General features: G+C 62.3%; 15 protein-coding genes and 1 riboswitch. Of the genes, 4 read left to right on the forward strand and 11 right to left on the reverse strand.

All coding sequences use genetic code 11. The features are described 5' to 3' along the window. Positions 1-19 precede the first annotated feature (19 nt). From C5L10_RS24460 to C5L10_RS24470, 3 genes are read right to left on the reverse strand one after another with little or no spacing between them, the layout of a single operon-like run. Positions 20-1,390, reverse strand: coding sequence for an MlaD family protein (locus C5L10_RS24460; protein WP_105431768.1), 1,371 nt, complete (start codon positions 1,388-1,390; stop codon positions 20-22). A gap of 8 nt (positions 1,391-1,398) precedes the next feature. Then, complete coding sequence (locus tag C5L10_RS24465) at positions 1,399-2,244, reverse strand: ABC transporter ATP-binding protein (protein ID WP_105431769.1); 846 nt, start codon at positions 2,242-2,244, stop codon at positions 1,399-1,401. Then, positions 2,244-3,353: an ABC transporter permease gene (locus C5L10_RS24470; protein WP_105431788.1), complete on the reverse strand. Its 1,110-nt coding sequence runs from the start codon at positions 3,351-3,353 to the stop codon at positions 2,244-2,246. Before C5L10_RS24470 ends, C5L10_RS24465 begins: the two co-directional genes overlap by 1 nt. 151 nt (positions 3,354-3,504) lie before the next feature. Between C5L10_RS24470 and dgcA the strand changes: the two genes are divergently transcribed. Continuing rightward, a complete protein-coding gene (dgcA, locus tag C5L10_RS24475; RefSeq protein ID WP_105431770.1) occupies positions 3,505-4,488 on the forward strand; it encodes an N-acetyl-D-Glu racemase DgcA in 984 nt (327 codons plus the stop codon). On the opposite strand, the gene C5L10_RS24480 is transcribed toward dgcA, so the two are convergent. Both C5L10_RS24480 and C5L10_RS24485 read right to left on the reverse strand, forming a co-directional pair. Beyond that, positions 4,458-5,645 (reverse strand): MFS transporter, encoded by a 1,188-nt coding sequence (locus C5L10_RS24480; protein ID WP_172717144.1) that lies wholly within the window; start codon positions 5,643-5,645, stop codon positions 4,458-4,460. The genes dgcA and C5L10_RS24480 overlap by 31 nt on opposite strands. Before the next feature lie 109 nt (positions 5,646-5,754). Next, positions 5,755-6,558: a UDP-2,3-diacylglucosamine diphosphatase gene (locus C5L10_RS24485; RefSeq protein WP_172717146.1), complete on the reverse strand. Its 804-nt coding sequence runs from the start codon at positions 6,556-6,558 to the stop codon at positions 5,755-5,757. A gap of 232 nt (positions 6,559-6,790) precedes the next feature. Here C5L10_RS24485 and C5L10_RS24490 point away from each other — a divergent pair, with 232 nt between their 5' ends. Beyond that, complete coding sequence (locus tag C5L10_RS24490; RefSeq protein WP_105431772.1) at positions 6,791-9,118, forward strand: NADP-dependent malic enzyme; 2,328 nt, start codon at positions 6,791-6,793, stop codon at positions 9,116-9,118. Positions 9,119-9,259: 141 nt separating this feature from the next. Then, positions 9,260-9,952 carry a hypothetical protein gene (locus C5L10_RS24495; protein WP_105431773.1) on the forward strand — a complete coding sequence of 231 codons (693 nt, stop codon included), beginning with the start codon at positions 9,260-9,262 and terminating at the stop codon, positions 9,950-9,952. Here the strand turns inward: C5L10_RS24495 and bluB are convergent, their stop codons facing one another. The 5 genes from bluB to C5L10_RS24520 all read right to left on the reverse strand — a co-directional run bounded on the left by bluB (position 9,953) and on the right by C5L10_RS24520 (position 15,460). Continuing rightward, entirely contained in the window at positions 9,953-10,639 is a 687-nt protein-coding gene (gene bluB / locus C5L10_RS24500; RefSeq protein WP_105431774.1) for a 5,6-dimethylbenzimidazole synthase, read from the reverse strand. It lies immediately after the preceding gene. A gap of 80 nt (positions 10,640-10,719) precedes the next feature. Continuing rightward, a riboswitch (cobalamin riboswitch) is annotated at positions 10,720-10,905 on the reverse strand. Between the two features lie 27 nt (positions 10,906-10,932). Then, complete coding sequence (locus C5L10_RS24505) at positions 10,933-11,766, reverse strand: TolB family protein (RefSeq protein WP_105431789.1); 834 nt, start codon at positions 11,764-11,766, stop codon at positions 10,933-10,935. A gap of 15 nt (positions 11,767-11,781) precedes the next feature. After that, the gene (locus C5L10_RS24510) at positions 11,782-13,455 is read right to left on the reverse strand and encodes an NAD+ synthase (protein ID WP_105431775.1); all 1,674 of its coding nucleotides are present in this window, start codon (positions 13,453-13,455) and stop codon (positions 11,782-11,784) included. A gap of 60 nt (positions 13,456-13,515) precedes the next feature. Next, positions 13,516-13,926: a GFA family protein gene (locus C5L10_RS24515; RefSeq protein WP_105431776.1), complete on the reverse strand. Its 411-nt coding sequence runs from the start codon at positions 13,924-13,926 to the stop codon at positions 13,516-13,518. 160 nt (positions 13,927-14,086) lie between these two features. Continuing rightward, positions 14,087-15,460, reverse strand: a complete 1,374-nt coding sequence (locus C5L10_RS24520) for a class II 3-deoxy-7-phosphoheptulonate synthase (protein WP_105431777.1) — start codon at positions 15,458-15,460, stop codon at positions 14,087-14,089. Between the two features lie 281 nt (positions 15,461-15,741). On the opposite strand from C5L10_RS24520, the gene C5L10_RS24525 reads away from it, so the two are divergent. Continuing rightward, positions 15,742-17,103 (forward strand): TadE/TadG family type IV pilus assembly protein, encoded by a 1,362-nt coding sequence (locus C5L10_RS24525; protein ID WP_105431778.1) that lies wholly within the window; start codon positions 15,742-15,744, stop codon positions 17,101-17,103. A 24-nt stretch (positions 17,104-17,127) separates the two neighbouring features. Here C5L10_RS24525 and gor read toward each other — a convergent pair whose 3' ends face one another. Beyond that, complete coding sequence (gene gor / locus C5L10_RS24530) at positions 17,128-18,465, reverse strand: glutathione-disulfide reductase (RefSeq protein ID WP_245448147.1); 1,338 nt, start codon at positions 18,463-18,465, stop codon at positions 17,128-17,130. Positions 18,466-18,467 lie beyond the last annotated feature (2 nt).

The following is an 18,467-nucleotide window of genomic DNA, read 5'->3' on the forward strand; positions in this document are numbered from 1 at the left end:
AACACTGAAAATGCCCCGCCTAGCGCCGCGTTCTGCCGTCATATTCCTTCACCGTCTCGCCGCCGAAGATCAGCCGCTGCGGGTTCTGGTCGAAATTGGTGATCGTCTGGTCGAGCGACTGCACCGTGCGGCGCGCATCGTTGACCAGCGTCTGGATGTCTCTCAGGCCGCTTGCCGAAAAGCGCGACAGGTTGTCGGCGATCGGGCCGACCCGCGCGTTGATGTTGTCGGCCACGGTGCGGAAGGATTCGAGCGTCTTGCGCGCCTCGGCGAACAGGCCCTGCGAGTCGTCGCTCGACACAAGTCCGTCCACTTTGGCAAGAATGCCGTCGACGCGGCTGGAAGCGTCATTGAGCTTCTTTGCCAGATCGGTGAAATCGCCGATCGCGCGGTCGATATCGTCCTTGCGGTGAGCGAAATTGTCGACCACGCTGCGGGCAGAGCCGATGGTCTGGCGGGCGTCCTCGGAGGCGGCGGTGATATTGCGGATCGTCGTCGCGACCTGGTCGGTATTGACGGCACCCAGCACGGTATCGGCGCGCTTCAGAAGAACCTGGGCATCCGCTCCCGCCTTCTCGAAATTGGCCGCAGCGTTGCGGACATTGGTCACTAGGTCGTCGAACTTATCCGAGGCCGTGGCGATATTGCGCGTGGCGCGCTCCGTGTTGGAGACCACGGCGTTGATCTTTTCCGCATCGATCGCGCTCACCAGCCGTTCAGCGGCTGCAAGCGTGGAGTTCAGCGTTCCGGAGACCCGGTCGATCGTTGTCGAAAGCGTCGAGAGGCTGTTCAGGAACTTGTCGATGCTGTCGGAATTCTGGGCAAGCGCCGAGGTAAAGGTTTCCACATTGCGGATTGTCTGGGTCAGCGGACCTCTGGCATCGGCGACGAAGCCTTGGATATCGCTGATCGCCGCGTCCGCTCGGTCGAGGATCTTGTCGGCGGTGGCGAGCAGGTTGGTGACGCTCGACTGCTCGGCGATCAGCACGGCCGGACGGCCGTTCTCGATCGATTTCTGGAGGATGTTCTCCTCCCCCTTAGCGCCGCCGGAAAGCTCGATATAGGCAGCCCCCGTCAGGCCCTGCACTTCGAGTGCGGCCTGGGTGGACTGGTAGACGGGCGCATCGGCCCGCACTTCGGTGAATGCGATCGAATAACGGGGATCGTCCGGGTCGATCGTGAGGCTACGCACCGAACCGACCGGAATGCCGTTGAAGCGAACCGGAGAACCGACCGACAAGCCGTTCGCCGAGCCCGGGATGCGGATCGCCAGTTCGGCCGTCGGTCCGCCGCGGCCGGATTGCGCCATCCAGTAGACGAAGCCGAAAGCGGCAGCGATCACCAGCAAGGTGAAGAAACCGACAAGGGCGTAGTTGGCTCTGGTTTCCATAGGTTACGTCACTCTTCTACTTCTGCCGCAGGCTGCTTTTCTTGGACCACGACTGACCGCGCCCGCTTGCCGCGGAAATAGGACTGTACCCATGGATCGTCACAGGCAAACATATCCTCTAGCGTACCCTCGACCAAGACCCGTTTCTCTCCAAGCACAGCAATTCTGTCGCAGACCGAGAAGAGACTGTCGAGGTCGTGGGTGACCATGTAGACGGTCAGGCCCAGCGTATCGCGCAGCCTGGCGATCAGCGCGTCGAAATCGGCAGCGCCGATCGGATCGAGGCCGGAGGTCGGCTCATCGAGGAAAACGAGGTCCGGATCGAGCGCCAGGGCACGGGCAAGTGCAGCGCGCTTGATCATGCCGCCCGACAGTTCGGATGGATATTTGTCGGCGGCGTCAGGCGGCAGGCCGACCATCTCGATCTTCAGATAGGCGAGCTCGTCCATCAGCGACTGCGGCAGATCGAGATATTCGCGCATCGGCAGCTGAATGTTCTCCTTGACCGTCAGGGCCGAGAACAGCGCTCCGTGCTGGAAAAGCACGCCGAGCCGAGTGTCGAGCGCCATGCGCTCTTCTTCGGCAACGGTGTCGTAGTCGGCGCCGAGAATGTGGATCGTGCCGGAACGGTGCGGCAGCAGGCCCAGCACGGTGCGCATCAGCACCGACTTGCCGGTGCCGGACGCGCCGACGAAGCCCAGGATCTCGCCGCGATAGATGTCGAGATTCAGATGGTCGAGCACCAGCTTGTCGCCGAAGCCGACGGTCAGGTCGCGGACCGACAGCACCACTTGCCGGCCTTTCGACTTGTCCTTGATCGCGGTCTGCGGCACCTCTTCCAAACCGTTCTCCATCAGAAATCGATCGCGGAATAGAAAAGGGCGAACATCGCGTCTATGAAGATAACGGCGAAGATCGATTTCACCACCGAGGTGGTGACGTGCTGGCCGAGCGATTCGGCGCTGCCGCCGACCTTCATGCCCTCGACGGCGGCAACGATGCCGATCGCCAGCGCCATGAACGGCGCCTTGATCATGCCTGAGGCGACGGAGGTATGGTCGATCGCCTCATGAAGGCGCGACAGATAGGTATCGAAGGTGATGCCGGAATAGGCAAGAGCAACGACGGCCGCTCCGAACAGGGCCGAAAAGTTGGCGATGATCGTCAACAGCGGCAGCGCCACGGTCAGGGCCACGAGGCGCGGGAAGATCAGCACGCCGACGGGATTGAGACCGATCACCGTCAAGGCGTCGATCTCCTCGCGCATCTTCATCGACCCGATCTCGGCGGTGATGGCGCTGCCCGAACGGCCGGCGATCATGATCGCCGTCAGCAGCACGCCGATCTCGCGAAGCTGCAGGATGCCGACCAGATCGACGACAAAAATCTCGGCCCCGAAATATCGGAGCTGGAAGGCGCCCTGCTGGGCGATGATCGCGCCGATCAGGAAGGACATCAGCACGATGATCGGCACCGCACGCACGCCCATGCGGTCGATATGGGAGACCACCGACGCCGGAGACACGCCGGCACCGCGTCCGAATTTCATCTGCGCGCCGCGAACCGCCGAGCCGAGAATATGCATGGCTGCGTAGAAATCGCCGCCGAGCGAAACCATCACTGCGCCGATCGGCGCAAACAGGCGTTCGAACAGGGTTCCCTTAGCTCCGGCGTCCGCAGGCGGCGCAGGAACGTGTTCCGGCAAGACGCCGATCAACTCCCGGATCGGGCCTTCGCCGCCCACCAGGGCCGCTTCTCCGCCCTGCCCGCCCTTGGCGGTCATCAGTCGGCGGATGAGCCAGGCGCCGGCCGTATCGACGCCGGTGATACCGGAAAGATCGATCTCCACCTTGCCCCGGTTTGCGGCATTTTCGAACCGCTCGAACTCCTTGAGCACAGGTGCTATCGTCGGGCCGCGCCATTCGCCGGCCAGTACGTATCGTTCGCCGCCGTCGCCGGGCATATTTTCGGCCTTGATTTCGGCTGGCTGGAACGTCACGTGTTTCTTTCGCGCTTAAGCGTCAGGCGTTTCAATACGATGCGGTTGATCGCACTTTCGAGACCGGCAATATAGCTGCGTCATAGGGATTTGCCACAACGGGACGCGTAAAACCATGAGCCGTCACCTCGAAGCCACAATAGAGACGTTTCCGATCGCCGGTTCGTTCACGATTTCCCGCGGCTCCAAGACCGAGGCGGAGGTCATCACCTGCGTCGTCCGTGAGAACGGCGTTTCCGGCCGTGGCGAATGTGTGCCTTACAAGCGTTATGGCGAGAGCCTGGACGGCGTGATGGCGGAGCTCGAAGCGGTCTCCGATGCTATCCGCGCCGGTCTGAGCCGTGCAGAACTGCAGAGGCGGATGAAGCCCGGCGCCGCCCGAAATGCCGTCGACTGCGCTCTCTGGGACCTCGAGGCAAAGCTCGGCGGGCAGCGCGTCGCCGACATGATCGGCGCCACCAGCCGCAAACCCTTCGTCACCGCTTTCACATTGTCGCTGGGGGAACCGGAGGACATGGCGGCCGAAGCTGCAAGGAACGCGCAACGTCCGCTCCTCAAGGTCAAGCTCGGAACCGACGATGACGAGGCGCGGCTGAGGGCCGTTCGCGACGCCGCGCCGGCCGCGCGGATCATCGTCGATGCCAACGAAGGATGGACCGAGGAAAACCTCGCCCACCACATGGCGATTGCCGCGGAAACCAATGTGTCGCTGATCGAACAGCCATTGCCCGCCGGCCGGGATGCGGCGCTTGGCCGTATCCGCCGCCTCGTTTCCGTCTGCGCCGATGAAAGCGTGCACGCCACGGAGGACCTGGAAAGCCTTCGCGACCGGTACGACGCGGTCAACATCAAGCTCGACAAGACCGGCGGACTGACCGAGGCGCTGGCGATGAAGGCGGAAGCACAGCGGCTCGGATTTGCCGTGATGATCGGCTGCATGGTCGGCTCCTCGCTTGCCATGGCGCCGGCCGTGTTGCTGGCCCAGGATGCCGACTATGCGGATCTCGACGGGCCTCTGCTGCTTTCCCGCGACCGGCCGGACGGGCTGCGCTACGAAGGTTCCCTCGTCTATCCGCCGGAAGCGACCCTCTGGGGCTGAATTCTTGCCGCAAGCGCGATGATCGACAGGCCGACCAGCGCCAGGACCGACATCGCCACATAGCTCGTCGGGCCGAACTGGCGGTAGAGTACGCCGGAAAGCACCGTCGCAAGCGCCAGAAAGACGCCGTTGTAGAAGACATAGGCGCCCTGCATCGAGGCTTCCTGGTCTTCGCGCACTGCCTCGACCAGCCGGTGCTGGATGCCGATATGGACAAAGGCGAACGTGAAGGCGTGGGTGGCCTGCAGCGCCAGATATCCCCAGAAGTCGAGCGGCATCGGAAAGAGCGTCCAGCGGACCACCGCGACCGCGCACCCGATCCGCATCAGCGTCCAGGGAGAAATCCGCCTGGCGATCCAGCCCCCCGCGAAAAAGACGAAGATCTCCGACACGACGGCCGCGCTCCACAGGACGCCGATCGAGCCGCTCGAAAACCCGATCTGCTGCCAATGAATGGTGCCGAACGTATAGAACATGCCGTGCCCTGCCTGCGCCACCGATGCGCCGATCATCAGCACGTGCAGGTCGAGCCTTCTGAGCGAGCTTGGCTGAGGCATCCTGTCTGGGTCCGGCCTTGCAACCGCCCGGCCGAGCTTCGGAGCCGCGAAGGCAACGGCGACGGTCAGGAGAAAACCGAAAGCTATCGCCCACGGAATAGCCTGGAAACCCCAGAAGCCGCGGAGTTCTCCGACGAGGAGGGCCACGGCCACGAAGCCGACGGATCCCCAGACGCGCATCGAACCATACTGAAAACCCCAGCGCCGGACCCCGCTGACGGCAATCGATTCGACGATCGGCGCATAGGGTGCGAAGACCGCCGCCTGAACGGCGATGAGGGTGAGAACCGGCCAGAAATCGCGGGTGAAGAACATGGCGAATGCCGTCAACAACGACAACGCGCCGGACCAGGCGAGCATCAGGGTCCGTTCCGTCATCCGGTCGGCAAGCAGGCCGGCAACCGGGGCGGCAGCCACGCGCAGGAAAAGCTGGGCTGCGAGCACGAGGCCGATTTCGAATTCGGTAAAGGCAAGCCCGTCGAGCCAGACGGGCAGATAGGGCAGAATCACTCCGTTCACCCCGAGCGGCGCCCCATAGGCGATCGCACAGCGCAACTGGAAGAACCGGGGCGCTGTCTGCGCCGTATTTGAGGGAATCACGATTTCACGGGTGGGTTGCTGAAGTTTCAGCTTACCTAACACACACCCTTGTGCCTGCCTATGGCAAGATATAGCCCTCTGGCAGGCCCGTCCATCTGTTGCAGGCCGCTCAGGCGGCCCGCATGTCCTCGATGGATTGCGGCGCCGGCAAGGACTTGATTTCCGCCGTGGCGGCCATGTTCTGCCAGGAAATCAATTCCAGCGTGCCGTCGAAATTCTCGGCGATCGCCGTGCAGCTCTCCACCCAGTCGCCGGTATTGACGTAGTGGATGCCGTCGATGTCCTCCATGACGGCGTGATGGATATGGCCGCAGATGACGCCATCGACATTGTTGCGGCGGGCTTCGTCGGCGACGACCCGCTGGAACTCGCCGATGAAATTGACCGCGTGCTTGACCTGCAGCTTGGCCCAGGCGGAGAAGGACCAGTATGGCATGCCGAGGCGGCGGCGGATGGCGGCGAGCCCGATATTGATGACGATCGCCGCGTCATAGGCCCAGTCGCCGAGATAGGCGAGCAGGCGGGCGTTGCGGACCACGACGTCGAACTCGTCGCCATGCAGGACCAGGTATTTCTTGCCGTCGGCCATTTCGTAGATTTCGCGCTCGGCGACTTCGATGCCGCCGAAATGCGTGCCCGGGAAGGAACGCAGGAATTCGTCGTGGTTGCCGGGGATGTAGACGATGCGGGTGCCCTTGCGCGCCTTGCGCAACAGCTTCTGGACCACGTCGTTGCAGCCCTGCGGCCAATACCAGTTGCGCTTCAGCCGCCAGCCGTCGACGATGTCGCCGACCAGGAAAATGGTATCCGCTTCATGATAACGCAGGAAATCCAGGAGGAAGTCCGTTCGGGCTGCCTTGGAGCCCAGATGAACGTCCGAAATGAAGAGCGTTCTGAAATGTCTTGTATCCATCTCACCGGTCACGAAGTCGTCCTTTCGCTGCCGCTTCTGTTGGCTTCAAAACCAGACTCGTGTTTCAGGATGATGACAGGGGCTGGGAAAGGTCCGTTTCGACGCCTGATCGACGCTGTTCCAATTTCCGCCATGACCGCAAATTAGCTGCTGTTGCTTTGGGTCGTTTGATGTAATGAGGGGTTTCTCCTTTCGACCCCTCAAAGACAGAACAAGCAAGCCAGGAGGAAACATGAACGCGCAGGATAAACCGAAGTCGCCGGCCATGCCGGTCAGCGGCGATCTCGACGAGCAGGCGCTGTTCTTCCACCGCTATCCGCGGCCCGGCAAGCTGGAGATCCAGGCGACCAAGCCGCTCGGCAACCAGCGCGATCTGGCCCTTGCCTATTCTCCGGGCGTTGCAGCCCCATGTCTGGCGATCCGCGACAACCCGGACTTGGCCGCGGACTATACCGCCCGCGCCAACCTCGTCGCTGTCGTCTCCAACGGTTCGGCCGTGCTTGGGCTCGGCAATATCGGTCCGCTGGCCTCCAAGCCGGTCATGGAAGGCAAGGCCGTCCTCTTCAAGAAGTTCGCCGGCATCGATGTGTTCGACATCGAGATCGACGCGCCCGGCATCGAGGCGATGGTCTCAACCGTTTCGGCGCTCGAGCCGACCTTCGGCGGCATCAACCTCGAAGACATCAAGTCTCCGGAATGTTTCGAAGTCGAACGCCGGCTGCGCGAAAAGATGAACATCCCGGTCTTCCACGACGACCAGCACGGCACGGCGATCATCGTCGCCGCCGCAGTCCTGAACGGGCTGGAACTCGCCGGCAAGAACATCGCCGACGTAAAAATCGTGACCTCGGGCGCAGGTGCCGCAGCACTCGCCTGCCTGCATCTCCTCGTTTCGCTCGGCGCGAAGAAAGAAAATATCTGGGTCCACGACATCGAAGGCCTCGTCTATGACGGGCGCAATACGCTGATGGACGAGTGGAAGGAAATCTACACCCAGAAGTCAGACAAGCGTGTGCTTGCCGACAGCATCGGCGGTGCCGACGTGTTTCTCGGTCTGTCCGCCGCGGGTGTACTGAAGCCCGAACTCCTGGCACAGATGGCCGAAAAGCCCCTGATCATGGCGCTTGCCAATCCGACGCCGGAAATCATGCCCGAGCTTGCCCGCGCCGCCCGTCCCGACGCGATGATCTGCACCGGCCGTTCGGACTTCCCGAACCAGGTCAACAACGTGCTGTGCTTCCCCTACATCTTCCGCGGCGCGCTCGATTGTGGCGCCCGGACGATCAACGAGGAAATGAAGATGGCGGCGGTCAAGGCGATCGCGGCGCTTGCCCGCGAGGAAGTCTCCGACGTCGCGGCACGCGCTTATTCCGGCGAGTCGCCGATTTTTGGCGCAGACTATCTGATCCCCTCGCCCTTCGATCCACGCCTCATCCTGCGCATTGCGCCTGCGGTCGCAAAGGCAGCGGCCGAGACCGGCGTCGCCGCGCGGCCGATCCAGGATTTCGAGGCCTATCTCGACCAGCTGAACCGCTTCGTCTGGCGCTCTGGTTTCGTCATGAAGCCGATCTTCAGCGCCGCCAAGGTTTCCGAAAAGAACCGCGTGATCTTCGCCGAGGGCGAGGACGAACGCGTATTGCGCGCCGCGCAGGTTCTGCTGGAGGAAAAGACGGCAACCCCGATCCTGATCGGCCGTCCTTCGGTCATCGAGGCGCGACTGGCGCGTTTCGGCATCCGTATCCGGCCGAATGTGGATTTCGCGGTGGTCAACCCGGAAGACGATCCGCGCTATCGGGACTATGTCGATGAATATTTCACCCTGGTCGGTCGCGAAGGTATCAATCCGGAAGCGGCACGCACCATCGTGCGCACCAACAATACGGTAATCGGTGCACTGGCGGTCAAGCGCGGTGATGCGGACGCGCTGATCTGCGGCGTCGAGGGCCGTTACGACAAGCATCTCAGCGACGTAAACCAGATCATCGGCAAGCGGCCGGGTGTCTGCGCCTTCTCGGGCCTCAGCCTGGTCATCTCCCAGCGCGGCGCGATGTTCTTCACCGACACGTTCGTCAACTACAACCCATCCGCGCAGGAGATCGCCGAGATCACCATTCTGGCGGCAGAGGAAATCCGCCGGTTCGGCATAGCCCCGAAGGCTGCGCTGATCTGCCACTCGAACTTCGGCTCGCGCGATTCCGAAAGCGCCCAGAAGATGCGGGCTGCCCTGAAGCTGGTCCGCCAGCGGGCGCCGGAGCTGGAAGTGGACGGCGAAATGCAGGGTGGCTCGGCATTGTCGGAAACGCTGCGCAAGCGGGCCATGCCGGACAGTTCGCTGACCGGCGAAGCCAACCTGCTGGTTTTCCCGAATCTCGATGCGGCAAACATCTCGCTCGGTCTGGTCCGCAACCTCACGGACGCACTGCATGTCGGCCCGATTCTTCTCGGGGCGGCCCAGCCGGCGCATATCCTGTCGTCCTCGGTGACGTCTCGCGGCGTGGTGAACATGGCGGCGCTCGCCGTCGTGGAAGCCTCGCAGCCAAATCTGCAGATTCTATCCTGAGTTGCCAATCTTCTCATGCTTTGGCGCGAGCGCCGTTCGGGGCTCGAACGGCGCTTGGGATCGATTTCACCGTGCGGTGATCGCGGCTTTATGAGATTATCAACCGGCACGTTCCATGATGCCATCTCCCATTTGGAGAGGATGCCGGAATTGCCAATACCGCTTCGCGGCCTGCTGACCATACCGCTCTTGCTTCTGCCTGCCGCAGCGCTGGCGGGGGACCCTGCCGTTTGTGCAGCCCTTTACCGGAAACTTGGAAACAGCCCGCAGATCATCGGCAACACGTCTGCAGCGCGCAGCTACGCCCAGCAGCTTGGCGAATACAATGCCGATATCCGGGAATTGCGGGTCGACATGCGCCGCGCCGGCTGCGGCAATGGCAGCGTGGTGGTTCTGGGTGGCCCGAATGCCGAGGTCTGCGGCCAGATGCGGGATGCGCTGGAAAGAATGGAACAGAGCCGCGACGCGCTGGCGGCGGAACGGAACAGTTCGCGGCAGATGATCCTGCCCTCGGAAGAGCGGAATGCCATTCTCGCCGCCATTCGCGAACAGCGCTGCATCCCCTCCTTCGAGCCGCTGCCGCCTGTTGTCGATGACCGCCGAAAGGTGCCGGGCATCGAACTTCCGAGAGAAGAGCAGCCCTATTCCGGGATCACCAAGCTGCAGACCCGCCCGCAAAAGCCGCAGGCCGCGGTCCAGCCGCCCGCTCCACCGCCGCAGGAGCGGCCATACGATCCAAACAAGAAGGTGCGCACCGTCGGGCCGGCTTTCCTGCCCGAAGCGGATATCGACCTCAGCAATCCGAAATCGGCAGGACCGCAGCCGCAGCAGTGATCAACGGTTATCCCAGCGATCCTGAAAGATCAGCTCCTCCAGCGCCAACCGCTGGCGCCAGCCCTTGAGCGCCAATTCCGGCTCGGCATAGAGTTGATCGACATAACCGAGGCATAGCCACGCGACGATCTCGACGCGGTCGGGAACGCCCAGCAGCGCACGCACGTCCTCCTCGCGAAAAATGCTGACCCAACCGACACCGACGCCCTCGGCCCTTGCCGCAAGCCACAGGTTCTGCACGGCGCAGACCGTCGAATAGACGTCCATGCGCGGATTGTGGGTGCGGCCGAGCACCACCGGGCCGGCACGATCCGGATCGCAGGTGACGCAGATCGAGAGCGGCGCCTTGACGATGCCTTCGAGCTTGAGGCTGCGATAAAGGTCGCGGCTCTCCTCCGGAAACATCTCCACGGCTTCGTCATTGGCGCGCGAAAAGGCGGCACGAGCCGCCTCCCGCAGCGCCGGATCGCGGATGAGGATGAAGTTCCAGGGCTGCATGAAGCCGACCGAGGGTGCCGAATGCGCGGCGCCCAGCAGCCGCTTTACCAGGTCGTCCGGCAGCGGATCGGGCAAGAACTGGTCGCGCACGTCGCGGCGCGTCTCGATCGCCCTGTAGACGGCCGCACGCTCGGCCTTCGAAAATTCACCGGCAGGCAGCAAGGCATGCGCGAAAGGATCAGGTTGCATCGTTTGTCCCCAACAATGCCGTTGCTCCCTTGCCTTTCAGAAGCAAGGAGAGGTCCGAAACCTTTCCGCCGTCCGCGCGGGGTCGGTCTATCGTGTCAGGCCGGTCTTCTGACTTGGCTTCATCCGCCTCAACCGCCGCCTTCCCGGTTTCCCAGTGGCTTATCCTGCGGCCGAGCATCCACCTCACAGCGTTGGGCACGTTCCGGTTCCACCCCGGATTCCCGATTCTCCGGCTTGTCGCCGGCACCTGACGGGATCGGTTATGCCCTCACGCCATCCTCGGCGCAAGGCGCTCATGCGACGGGAAAATAGCGCACATAGGCAAACTCATCGCCATCAGGCGACCAATTCGGCGAGTTCATCGTGCCCTGCCCGCCGAAGAGCTCGAAAAGCGTTTCGACATTGCCGCCGTCCATGTCCATCAGCCTGATGCGGACGTCGAGATCGCGCGGGTGATCGAAGACATCGGCATCGTAGGAGACAAAGACGAGCTTGTCACCCTTCGGTGACGGATGCGGAAACCAGTCGCCGTAACCGCCGTCGGTGATCCGCTCGGCCATGCCGCCGGCGGCCGGAACGCGCCAGATCTGCGTCAGCCCGCTGCGACTGGAATTGAAATAGATCCATTTCCCATCCGGCGAATAGTCCGGCCCGTCATTGCGGCCCTCGCCGAATGTCAGCCGCGTCTCTGCGCCACCTTCGATGCCGATCGTATAGATGTCGAACTCGTCGCCGCGGATGCCGCAATAGGCGAAGCTTTTTCCGTCAGGCGACCAGCCATGCCAGTAGGACGGCAGGTTCCGGGTCACCAGCCTCGGCACGCCGCCACCGGCGGCGGAAAGCACATAGATCGCCGACTTGCCGAACTCCACCTTGTCGGAGATGGCGATCAGCGAACCGTCCGGCGAAATGCCGTGGTCGTTGTTGCATTGGCGGGCAAAGCCGGTATCGACCAGTTCAGGCCCGTCATCACCCTCCGGTGACAGACGATAGATCAGGCCCTCGCTGTTGAGCATCAGGTAACGCCCGTCGGGCGACCAGTTGGGCGCCTCGAACAGAGCTTCCGTCTGCCAGACCACCCGCATCGTCCTCGTCCGGATATTGAAGATCTCGACCGAGCTGCGCAGGGCCATGATCCTCTCCTACCGATCGCGGAACCGGTTGGTGATCGGATAACGCCGATCGCGGCCGAAGTTCTTCTTGGTGATCTTGACGCCCGGTGCCGACTGGCGCCGCTTGTATTCAGCGAGATAGAGCAGGTGCTCGATCCGGTGAACGGTTGCGATGTCGTGGCCGCGGGCAACGATCTCCTCGGTCCCCATTTCCAACTCGACCAGGCATTCGAGGATATCGTCGAGCACCGGATAGGGCGGCAGCGAATCCTGGTCGGTCTGGTTGGGTCTGAGTTCCGCGGACGGAGCCTTGGAGATGATGTTCTTCGGGATCACCTCGCCGCTGGGGCCGAGAGCTGTCGGCGGCAGGTGTTGGTTGCGCCAGGCGGCCAGCGCATAGACCTGCATCTTGTAGAGATCCTTGATCGGGTTGAAGCCGCCATTCATGTCGCCGTAGAGGGTCGCGTAGCCGACCGACATTTCCGACTTGTTGCCGGTCGTTACCACCATCGAACCGAACTTGTTGGAGATCGCCATCAGGATCGTGCCGCGCGCGCGGCTCTGGAGGTTTTCCTCGGTGATGCCCTCGTCGGTTCCTTCGAACAGCTCCGCCAGCGCCGACGAAAAACCGTCCACCGGCTCGGCGATCTGCACGATATCGTAGCGGCAGCCGAGCGCCTTGGCGCAATCGGCCGCGTCCTTCAGCGAATCCTCTGACGTATAGCGGTAAGGCAGCATCACCGTGCGCACCCTCTCCTCGCCCAGCGCATCGACGGCGATCGCCGCGCAGATGGCGCTGTCGATGCCGCCCGACAGGCCGAGCACGACCGACTTGAAGCCGTTCTTGTTGACGTAATCTCGAAACCCCAGGAGGCAGGCGCGATAATCCGCCTCCTCCTTTTCCGGAATGCGGGCCATCGGCCCGCGGGCGCAATGCCAGGTCTCGCCAATCCGTCTCCATTCGGTGACGGCGACGGCCGGCTCGAACTGGCTCATCTGGAAGGCAAGCGACTTGTCGGTGTTGAAGCCGAAGCTTGCGCCGTCGAAGACCAGTTCGTCCTGACCGCCGAGCTGGGCGGCATAGACCATCGGCAGGCCGGTCTCAATCACCTGCTTCAGAACGACCTGATGGCGGATATCCACCTTGCCGCGATAATAGGGCGAACCGTTCGGCACGAGCAGGATTTCCGCCCCGCTTTCCGAGAGCGTCTCGCAGACGCCGAGATCGCCCCAGATATCCTCGCAGATCGGGATGCCGAGCCGGACGCCGCGGAAATTGACGGGGCCTGGCATCTCTCCGGCGATGAAGACCCGCTTCTCGTCGAACTCGCCATAGTTCGGCAGGTCGATCTTGTCGCGCACCGCGATCACCTTGCCGCCGTCGAGCACGGCGATCGAATTGTGCCGGCCTTCCGCGCCCTGACGCGGGAAGCCGATGATGACGCCGGGGCCGCCGTCTGCCGTATCGGCCGCAAGCTCCTCCACCGCCTTCAGGCAGGCGTTGAGGAAAGCCGGTTTCAGGACGAGGTCTTCCGGCGGATAACCGGACAGGAAGAGCTCGGTGAACAGGATGAGATCCGCCTCTTCGCGGGCGGCATCCTTTCGGGCTTCTCGGGCCAGCGCCAGATTGCCGGCGATATCGCCGACGGTCGGGTTGAGTTGGGCGACGGCGATGCGGAAAGTCTGGCTGATGTCCTGGGTCATGGTACCGATTTAGCGCCAGCCGTCGGTGGCGGCAACGTTGTTCCGAGAGTTTTTTATGGTTCAGGCGGATGCGGGGCGATCGCCCGGATAATGCGGCACGCTGTCCTCGGGCAATTGGTAGAAATCCCCCTTGTCGGCGCAATAGATATGCTCGCCCATGACAAGCCCGCTCGGCTGATCGAAAGCGCCCGCCAGGATCGAAATGCTCGCCGCGCCCTCCTCCTGCCAGAACAGCGCGGAGCCGCATTGCGAGCAGAAGCCGCGCCGCGCCTCGTCGCTGGCGCGATACCAGCTCAGCGCCTCCTCGCCTTCGAGCGTCATGTTCTCGACGCGAACGCTGGTCGCCGCGTAATAAAGCCCGGTCTGGCGGCGGCATTGCGAACAATGGCAGGCCGTGACCGTCCGCAGCGGACCCACCGTCTCAAACCGGATCTCGCCGCACAGGCAACGACCACTGTTCTTCTGCTCCATGCACCATCCTCAACGAAGCGACGGCCGAGTGTCGCGAGCGCGGGCCGCGAGGTCAAATCTATTCCGCTGATGATGATCATCAATGGAAGCCATATCAAGATGCAGAAAGGCCGGCGTCACCGCCGGCCTTCTTCGATTTTCAGCGATGATGCGCGGCGGTTCAGCCGTTGACAACCATCCGCTTTTCGTCGCGGCCGCTCTTCATCCGCTCAGCGAGCAGGAAGGCGAGCTCCAAGGCCTGGTCGGCGTTGAGGCGCGGGTCGCAATGGGTGTGGTAGCGGTCCTGCAGGTCGCCGGCCGAGACCGCACGAGCACCGCCGGTGCATTCGGTGACGTCCTTGCCGGTCATCTCGATATGGATGCCGCCCGGATGGGTGCCTTCCGCACGATGGATCTGGAAGAAGCTTTCGACTTCCGACAGGATCCGGTCGAACGGCCGGGTCTTGTAGTTGTTGAGCGTGATCGTGTTGCCGTGCATCGGATCGCAGGACCAGACGACTTTCCTGCCCTCCCGCTCGACAGCGCGGATCAGCTTCGGCAGCGCGTCGGCGACCTTGTCGTAACCGAAACGGCAGATCAGCGTCAGACGACCGGCTTCGTTCGTCGGGTTGAGCGCGTCGATCAATTCGATCAGGTTGTCGGCCTGCAGCGACGGACCACACTTGAGGCCGATCGGGTTCTTGATGCCGCGGAAATATTCCACATGTGCATGGTCGAGCTGACGGGTGCGGTCGCCGATCCACAGCATGTGGCCCGACGTCGCATACCAGTCGCCCGAGGTGGAGTCGACGCGGGTGAACGCTTCTTCGTAGCCGAGCAGCAGCGCTTCGTGGCTGGTGAAGAAGTCCGTCTCGCGCAGGCTCGGCTGGTTTTCCGAAGTGATGCCGATCGCCGTCATGAAGTCCATGGTCTCGCTGATGCGGTCGGCGAGCTTGCGGTAACGTTCGCCCTGGGGGCTATCCTTGACGAAGCCGAGCATCCATTTGTGGACGTTTTCGAGATTGGCATAGCCGCCCATCGCGAAGGCGCGCAGCAGGTTGAGGGTCGCGGCCGACTGCCGGTAGGCCATCATCTGGCGCTCCGGATCCGGCGTGCGGGCCGCCTCGGTGAACTCGGTGCCGTTGACGATGTCGCCGCGATAGGTGAGCAGCGTCTTGCCGTCCTGGGTCTCGTGCGAGTTGCTGCGCGGCTTGGCGAACTGGCCGGCGATGCGGCCAACCTTGACGACCGGAAGCTGGGCGCCATAGGTCAGGACAACCGCCATCTGCAGGAACGAACGGAAGAAGTCGCGGATATTATCGGCACCGTGTTCGACGAAGCTCTCGGCGCAGTCGCCACCCTGCAGCAGGAAGGCATTGCCTTCCGCGACGCTGGCGAGCTGCTTCTTCAGGCGACGGGCCTCACCGGCGAACACGAGCGGCGGAAAAGTTGCGAGCTGAGCTTCGGTCGCTGCCAACGCAACCTTGTCCGGGAATTCCGGGACCTGCTGGATCGGTTTTTGCCGCCAACTGCTCGGGGTCCAATTCTGTGCCATCTCGCTCACCTGTTTCAGCCTCGGCCATCCTCCGCCGGGCAAGTCTTTAAAATCGAGGCGGCTTATAAACCTTAACAGCACCGTTGCATAGCCGTTTTGCCCGCTTTCGCCGCCGGCCCGTCCCCGCGCTAAAGGCCAGGAATATCAAGCTGACGCAGTACCCGGTCGCATCGCGTGCAGTATGAAATCAAGACATGCCTTGTATTTTAATTCCGTTCTTAGCCACAATTTCACGAATTTGCGCGACGTTCCTGCAAGGTTTTCTTGCTGGGGAGCAGGCGATGCATCAGATGACACGTTTCTGGAAGGATCGCGGCGGCAATTTCGGCGTCATGACCGCCTTTCTACTGGTTCCACTGATCGGAACAGCCGGCATGGCGCTCGATTTCGGCCACGCACTTACAGTCAAGCAGCAACTCGTCGGCGCTGCCGATGCGGCTGCCGTCGGCGCGATCGCCGAAAAATCGAAGGCTGTCGCTCAGGCGATGCAGCTGCCGGGCGACGGAAGCGTCGCGCTTGATCCGGCCGAAGCCCGAAGCATCTTCCTCGGTCAGATGTTCGGCGAGCTTTCCACCCTTCCCGTCAACGTCGATATCGAGGTCGCGAAAAACAACGGCATCCTGACCTCGCGCGTATCGTTCAGCGCGACCTTGCGGACCACTTTCATGACGATCCTCGGCAAGGACGACATTACCGTTTCCGGCCAGGCCACCGCGCAGTACCAGACGCCGTCGTTCCTCGACTTTTATATGCTGCTCGACAACACGCCTTCCATGGGCGTTGCTGCCAACTCGCAGGCCATCGACGATATGAAATCCGCAACTCGCAACGGTTCGGATGGCAAGGGCAAGGACAAAGAGTGCGCCTTTGCATGCCATATTGTCCATGAGGACGGAAAGGAAGATCCGAACAGCTATTACAACGTCGCCAAGCAGAACCGCATCCCTATTCGTATCGATGTCGTCGCCGAAGCAACCGAAACTTTGATGAAAACTGCAACGGATACGCAGACCGTGCCCGGCCAGTTTCGCATGGCGGCCTACACCTTCGGAGAACGGGCGCAGGACGCACAGCTCTTCAAGGTCGCCGAACTGAACGAAAACCTCACTACGGTCGGCGAGGCAACTGAAAAAATCAAACTGATGAGCATTCCAAAGCAGAACTACAACAGCGATCAACAAACCAGCTTTGATGACGCTCTCACGCGCATTGGGGATGAGATTCTCAGTAAGCCGGCATATGGCCTTCCGGGAAACGGCACGAGTAAGGCCGACCGCCAGAAGATTGTCTTCCTGGTGGCAGACGGTGTGGGAGACAGCTACAAACCGAACGGCTGCACCAGCGAGAAAGGTCTGGTGACCAACACGGCGGGCCGTTGTATCGAGCCTATCGATACAAAATTCTGTCAGGCGCTGAAGGAAAAGAACATCCGTATTGCGGTACTCTACACCACCTATCTGCCGCTACACAGCAATGAGTTTTGGAAAAAGTGGGTAAAGCCGTTCGATGGCGGGATTTCCGCGAAGATGAAGGAATGCGCGAGCCCCGGTTATTTCTTCGAGGTCTCGCTCGAAGAGGGCATAGCGGGCGCCATGAATACCCTTTTCCACAAGATCGTCAGCACCCCGCGGATCACCAGCTGACGCGGCGCCGAAGTCGGGAGTGCGTCAGACGCGCTCGCCGTTCTTCACCCGGTAGCTCGGGTTGTACATGGTGACGAGTTCTTCCGAAGCCGTCGGATGGACGGCCATGGTGCGGTCGAAATCATCCTTGGTGACGCCGGCCTTCAGCGAAATTCCGAGAAGCTGCGCCATCTCGCCGGCATCGTGGCCAAGGATGTGGGCACCGACCACCCTGCGGGTTGCCGCATCGACGACCAGCTTCATGATCATCTTTTCCGACCGTCCCGAAAGCGTCGCCTTCATCGGCCGGAATTCGGCACGGTAGACCTCGATCTCCGGATAGCGCTTGGCGGCCTCCTCTTCCGACAGCCCGACCGTGCCGATCTCCGGCTGCGAGAAGACGGCGGTGGCGATCAGGTCGTGGTCGGGAGCGGTCGGATTGCCCTTGTACTCGGTTTCGATGAAGCACATCGCCTCGTGGATCGCCACGGGCGTCAGCTGTACCCGATCGGTGACATCACCGAGTGCATAGATATGCGGTACGCTGGTGCGGGAATATCTGTCGACGACGATGGCACCGCGCTCGTTCAGCTCGACGCCCGCGGCCTCTAGGCCCAGCCCCTTGGTATTCGGGTCGCGCCCAAGCGCCAGCATGATGGTATCGACGGCAATCGTCTCGCCGTTGAGCGTCCTGGCAACAAGCCCACCGGCCGGCGCCTTGGTGACCTCCTCGATCACATCGGTCAGCACGATGCGGATGCCCTTTTCGACCATCGCCTTGTGCAGGCCCTGGCGCATGTCGTGGTCGAAGCGCGACAGGATCTCCTTGCCGCGATAGATCAGCGTCACGTCGACGCCGAGGCCGTGGAAGATGTTGGCGAATTCGACCGCGATATAACCGCCGCCGGCGATCAGGATGGAGCGCGGCAGTTCGGGCAGATCGAAAGCCTCGTTGGACGAGATGCAGAGCTCATGGCCGGGCAGCGCCGCATGCGGGTTGGGCGCGCCGCCGGTGGCGATGACGATCTTTTCGGCGGTCACGGTTCTGCCGGTCTTCACGAGCCGGATCGTATGGGCGTCGACCAGCTCGGCGCGGGTCTCGAGGACTTCCGCACCGTTGTTTTCGAGACCCTTGCGATAGAGGCCTTCGAGGCGGGCGATCTCCCTGTCCTTGGCGGCGATCAGCTTCTTCCAGTCGAACGTGCTCGCTCCGACTTCCCAGCCGTAACCGACCGCATCCTCGAAATGTTCGTGATATTGCGATGCGTAGACGAAGAGCTTTTTCGGCACGCAGCCGCGAATGACGCAGGTGCCGCCGAAACGATATTCCTCGGCGATCGCAACCCTCTTGCCGAGCGATGCCGCCACGCGGCCCGCCCTCACCC

Origin of the sequence: Neorhizobium sp. T6_25, assembly GCF_002968555.1 — a bacterium.
In the GTDB taxonomy this organism is placed as follows: domain Bacteria; phylum Pseudomonadota; class Alphaproteobacteria; order Rhizobiales; family Rhizobiaceae; genus Neorhizobium.

Excerpts from the sequence above, each read along its gene's own strand:
- C5L10_RS24460 (WP_105431768.1), bottom strand. The coding sequence starts at position 1,390 with ATGGAAACCAGAGCCAACTACGCCCTTGTCGGTTTCTTCACCTTGCTG.
- C5L10_RS24465 (WP_105431769.1), bottom strand. The coding sequence starts at position 2,244 with ATGGAGAACGGTTTGGAAGAGGTGCCGCAGACCGCGATCAAGGACAAG.
- C5L10_RS24470 (WP_105431788.1), bottom strand. The coding sequence starts at position 3,353 with ATGCCCGGCGACGGCGGCGAACGATACGTACTGGCCGGCGAATGGCGC.
- dgcA (WP_105431770.1), top strand. The coding sequence starts at position 3,505 with ATGAGCCGTCACCTCGAAGCCACAATAGAGACGTTTCCGATCGCCGGT.
- C5L10_RS24485 (WP_172717146.1), bottom strand. The coding sequence starts at position 6,558 with ATGGATACAAGACATTTCAGAACGCTCTTCATTTCGGACGTTCATCTG.
- C5L10_RS24490 (WP_105431772.1), top strand. The coding sequence starts at position 6,791 with ATGAACGCGCAGGATAAACCGAAGTCGCCGGCCATGCCGGTCAGCGGC.
- C5L10_RS24495 (WP_105431773.1), top strand. The coding sequence starts at position 9,260 with ATGCCGGAATTGCCAATACCGCTTCGCGGCCTGCTGACCATACCGCTC.
- bluB (WP_105431774.1), bottom strand. The coding sequence starts at position 10,639 with ATGCAACCTGATCCTTTCGCGCATGCCTTGCTGCCTGCCGGTGAATTT.
- C5L10_RS24510 (WP_105431775.1), bottom strand. The coding sequence starts at position 13,455 with ATGACCCAGGACATCAGCCAGACTTTCCGCATCGCCGTCGCCCAACTC.
- C5L10_RS24515 (WP_105431776.1), bottom strand. The coding sequence starts at position 13,926 with ATGGAGCAGAAGAACAGTGGTCGTTGCCTGTGCGGCGAGATCCGGTTT.
- C5L10_RS24520 (WP_105431777.1), bottom strand. The coding sequence starts at position 15,460 with ATGGCACAGAATTGGACCCCGAGCAGTTGGCGGCAAAAACCGATCCAG.
- C5L10_RS24525 (WP_105431778.1), top strand. The coding sequence starts at position 15,742 with ATGCATCAGATGACACGTTTCTGGAAGGATCGCGGCGGCAATTTCGGC.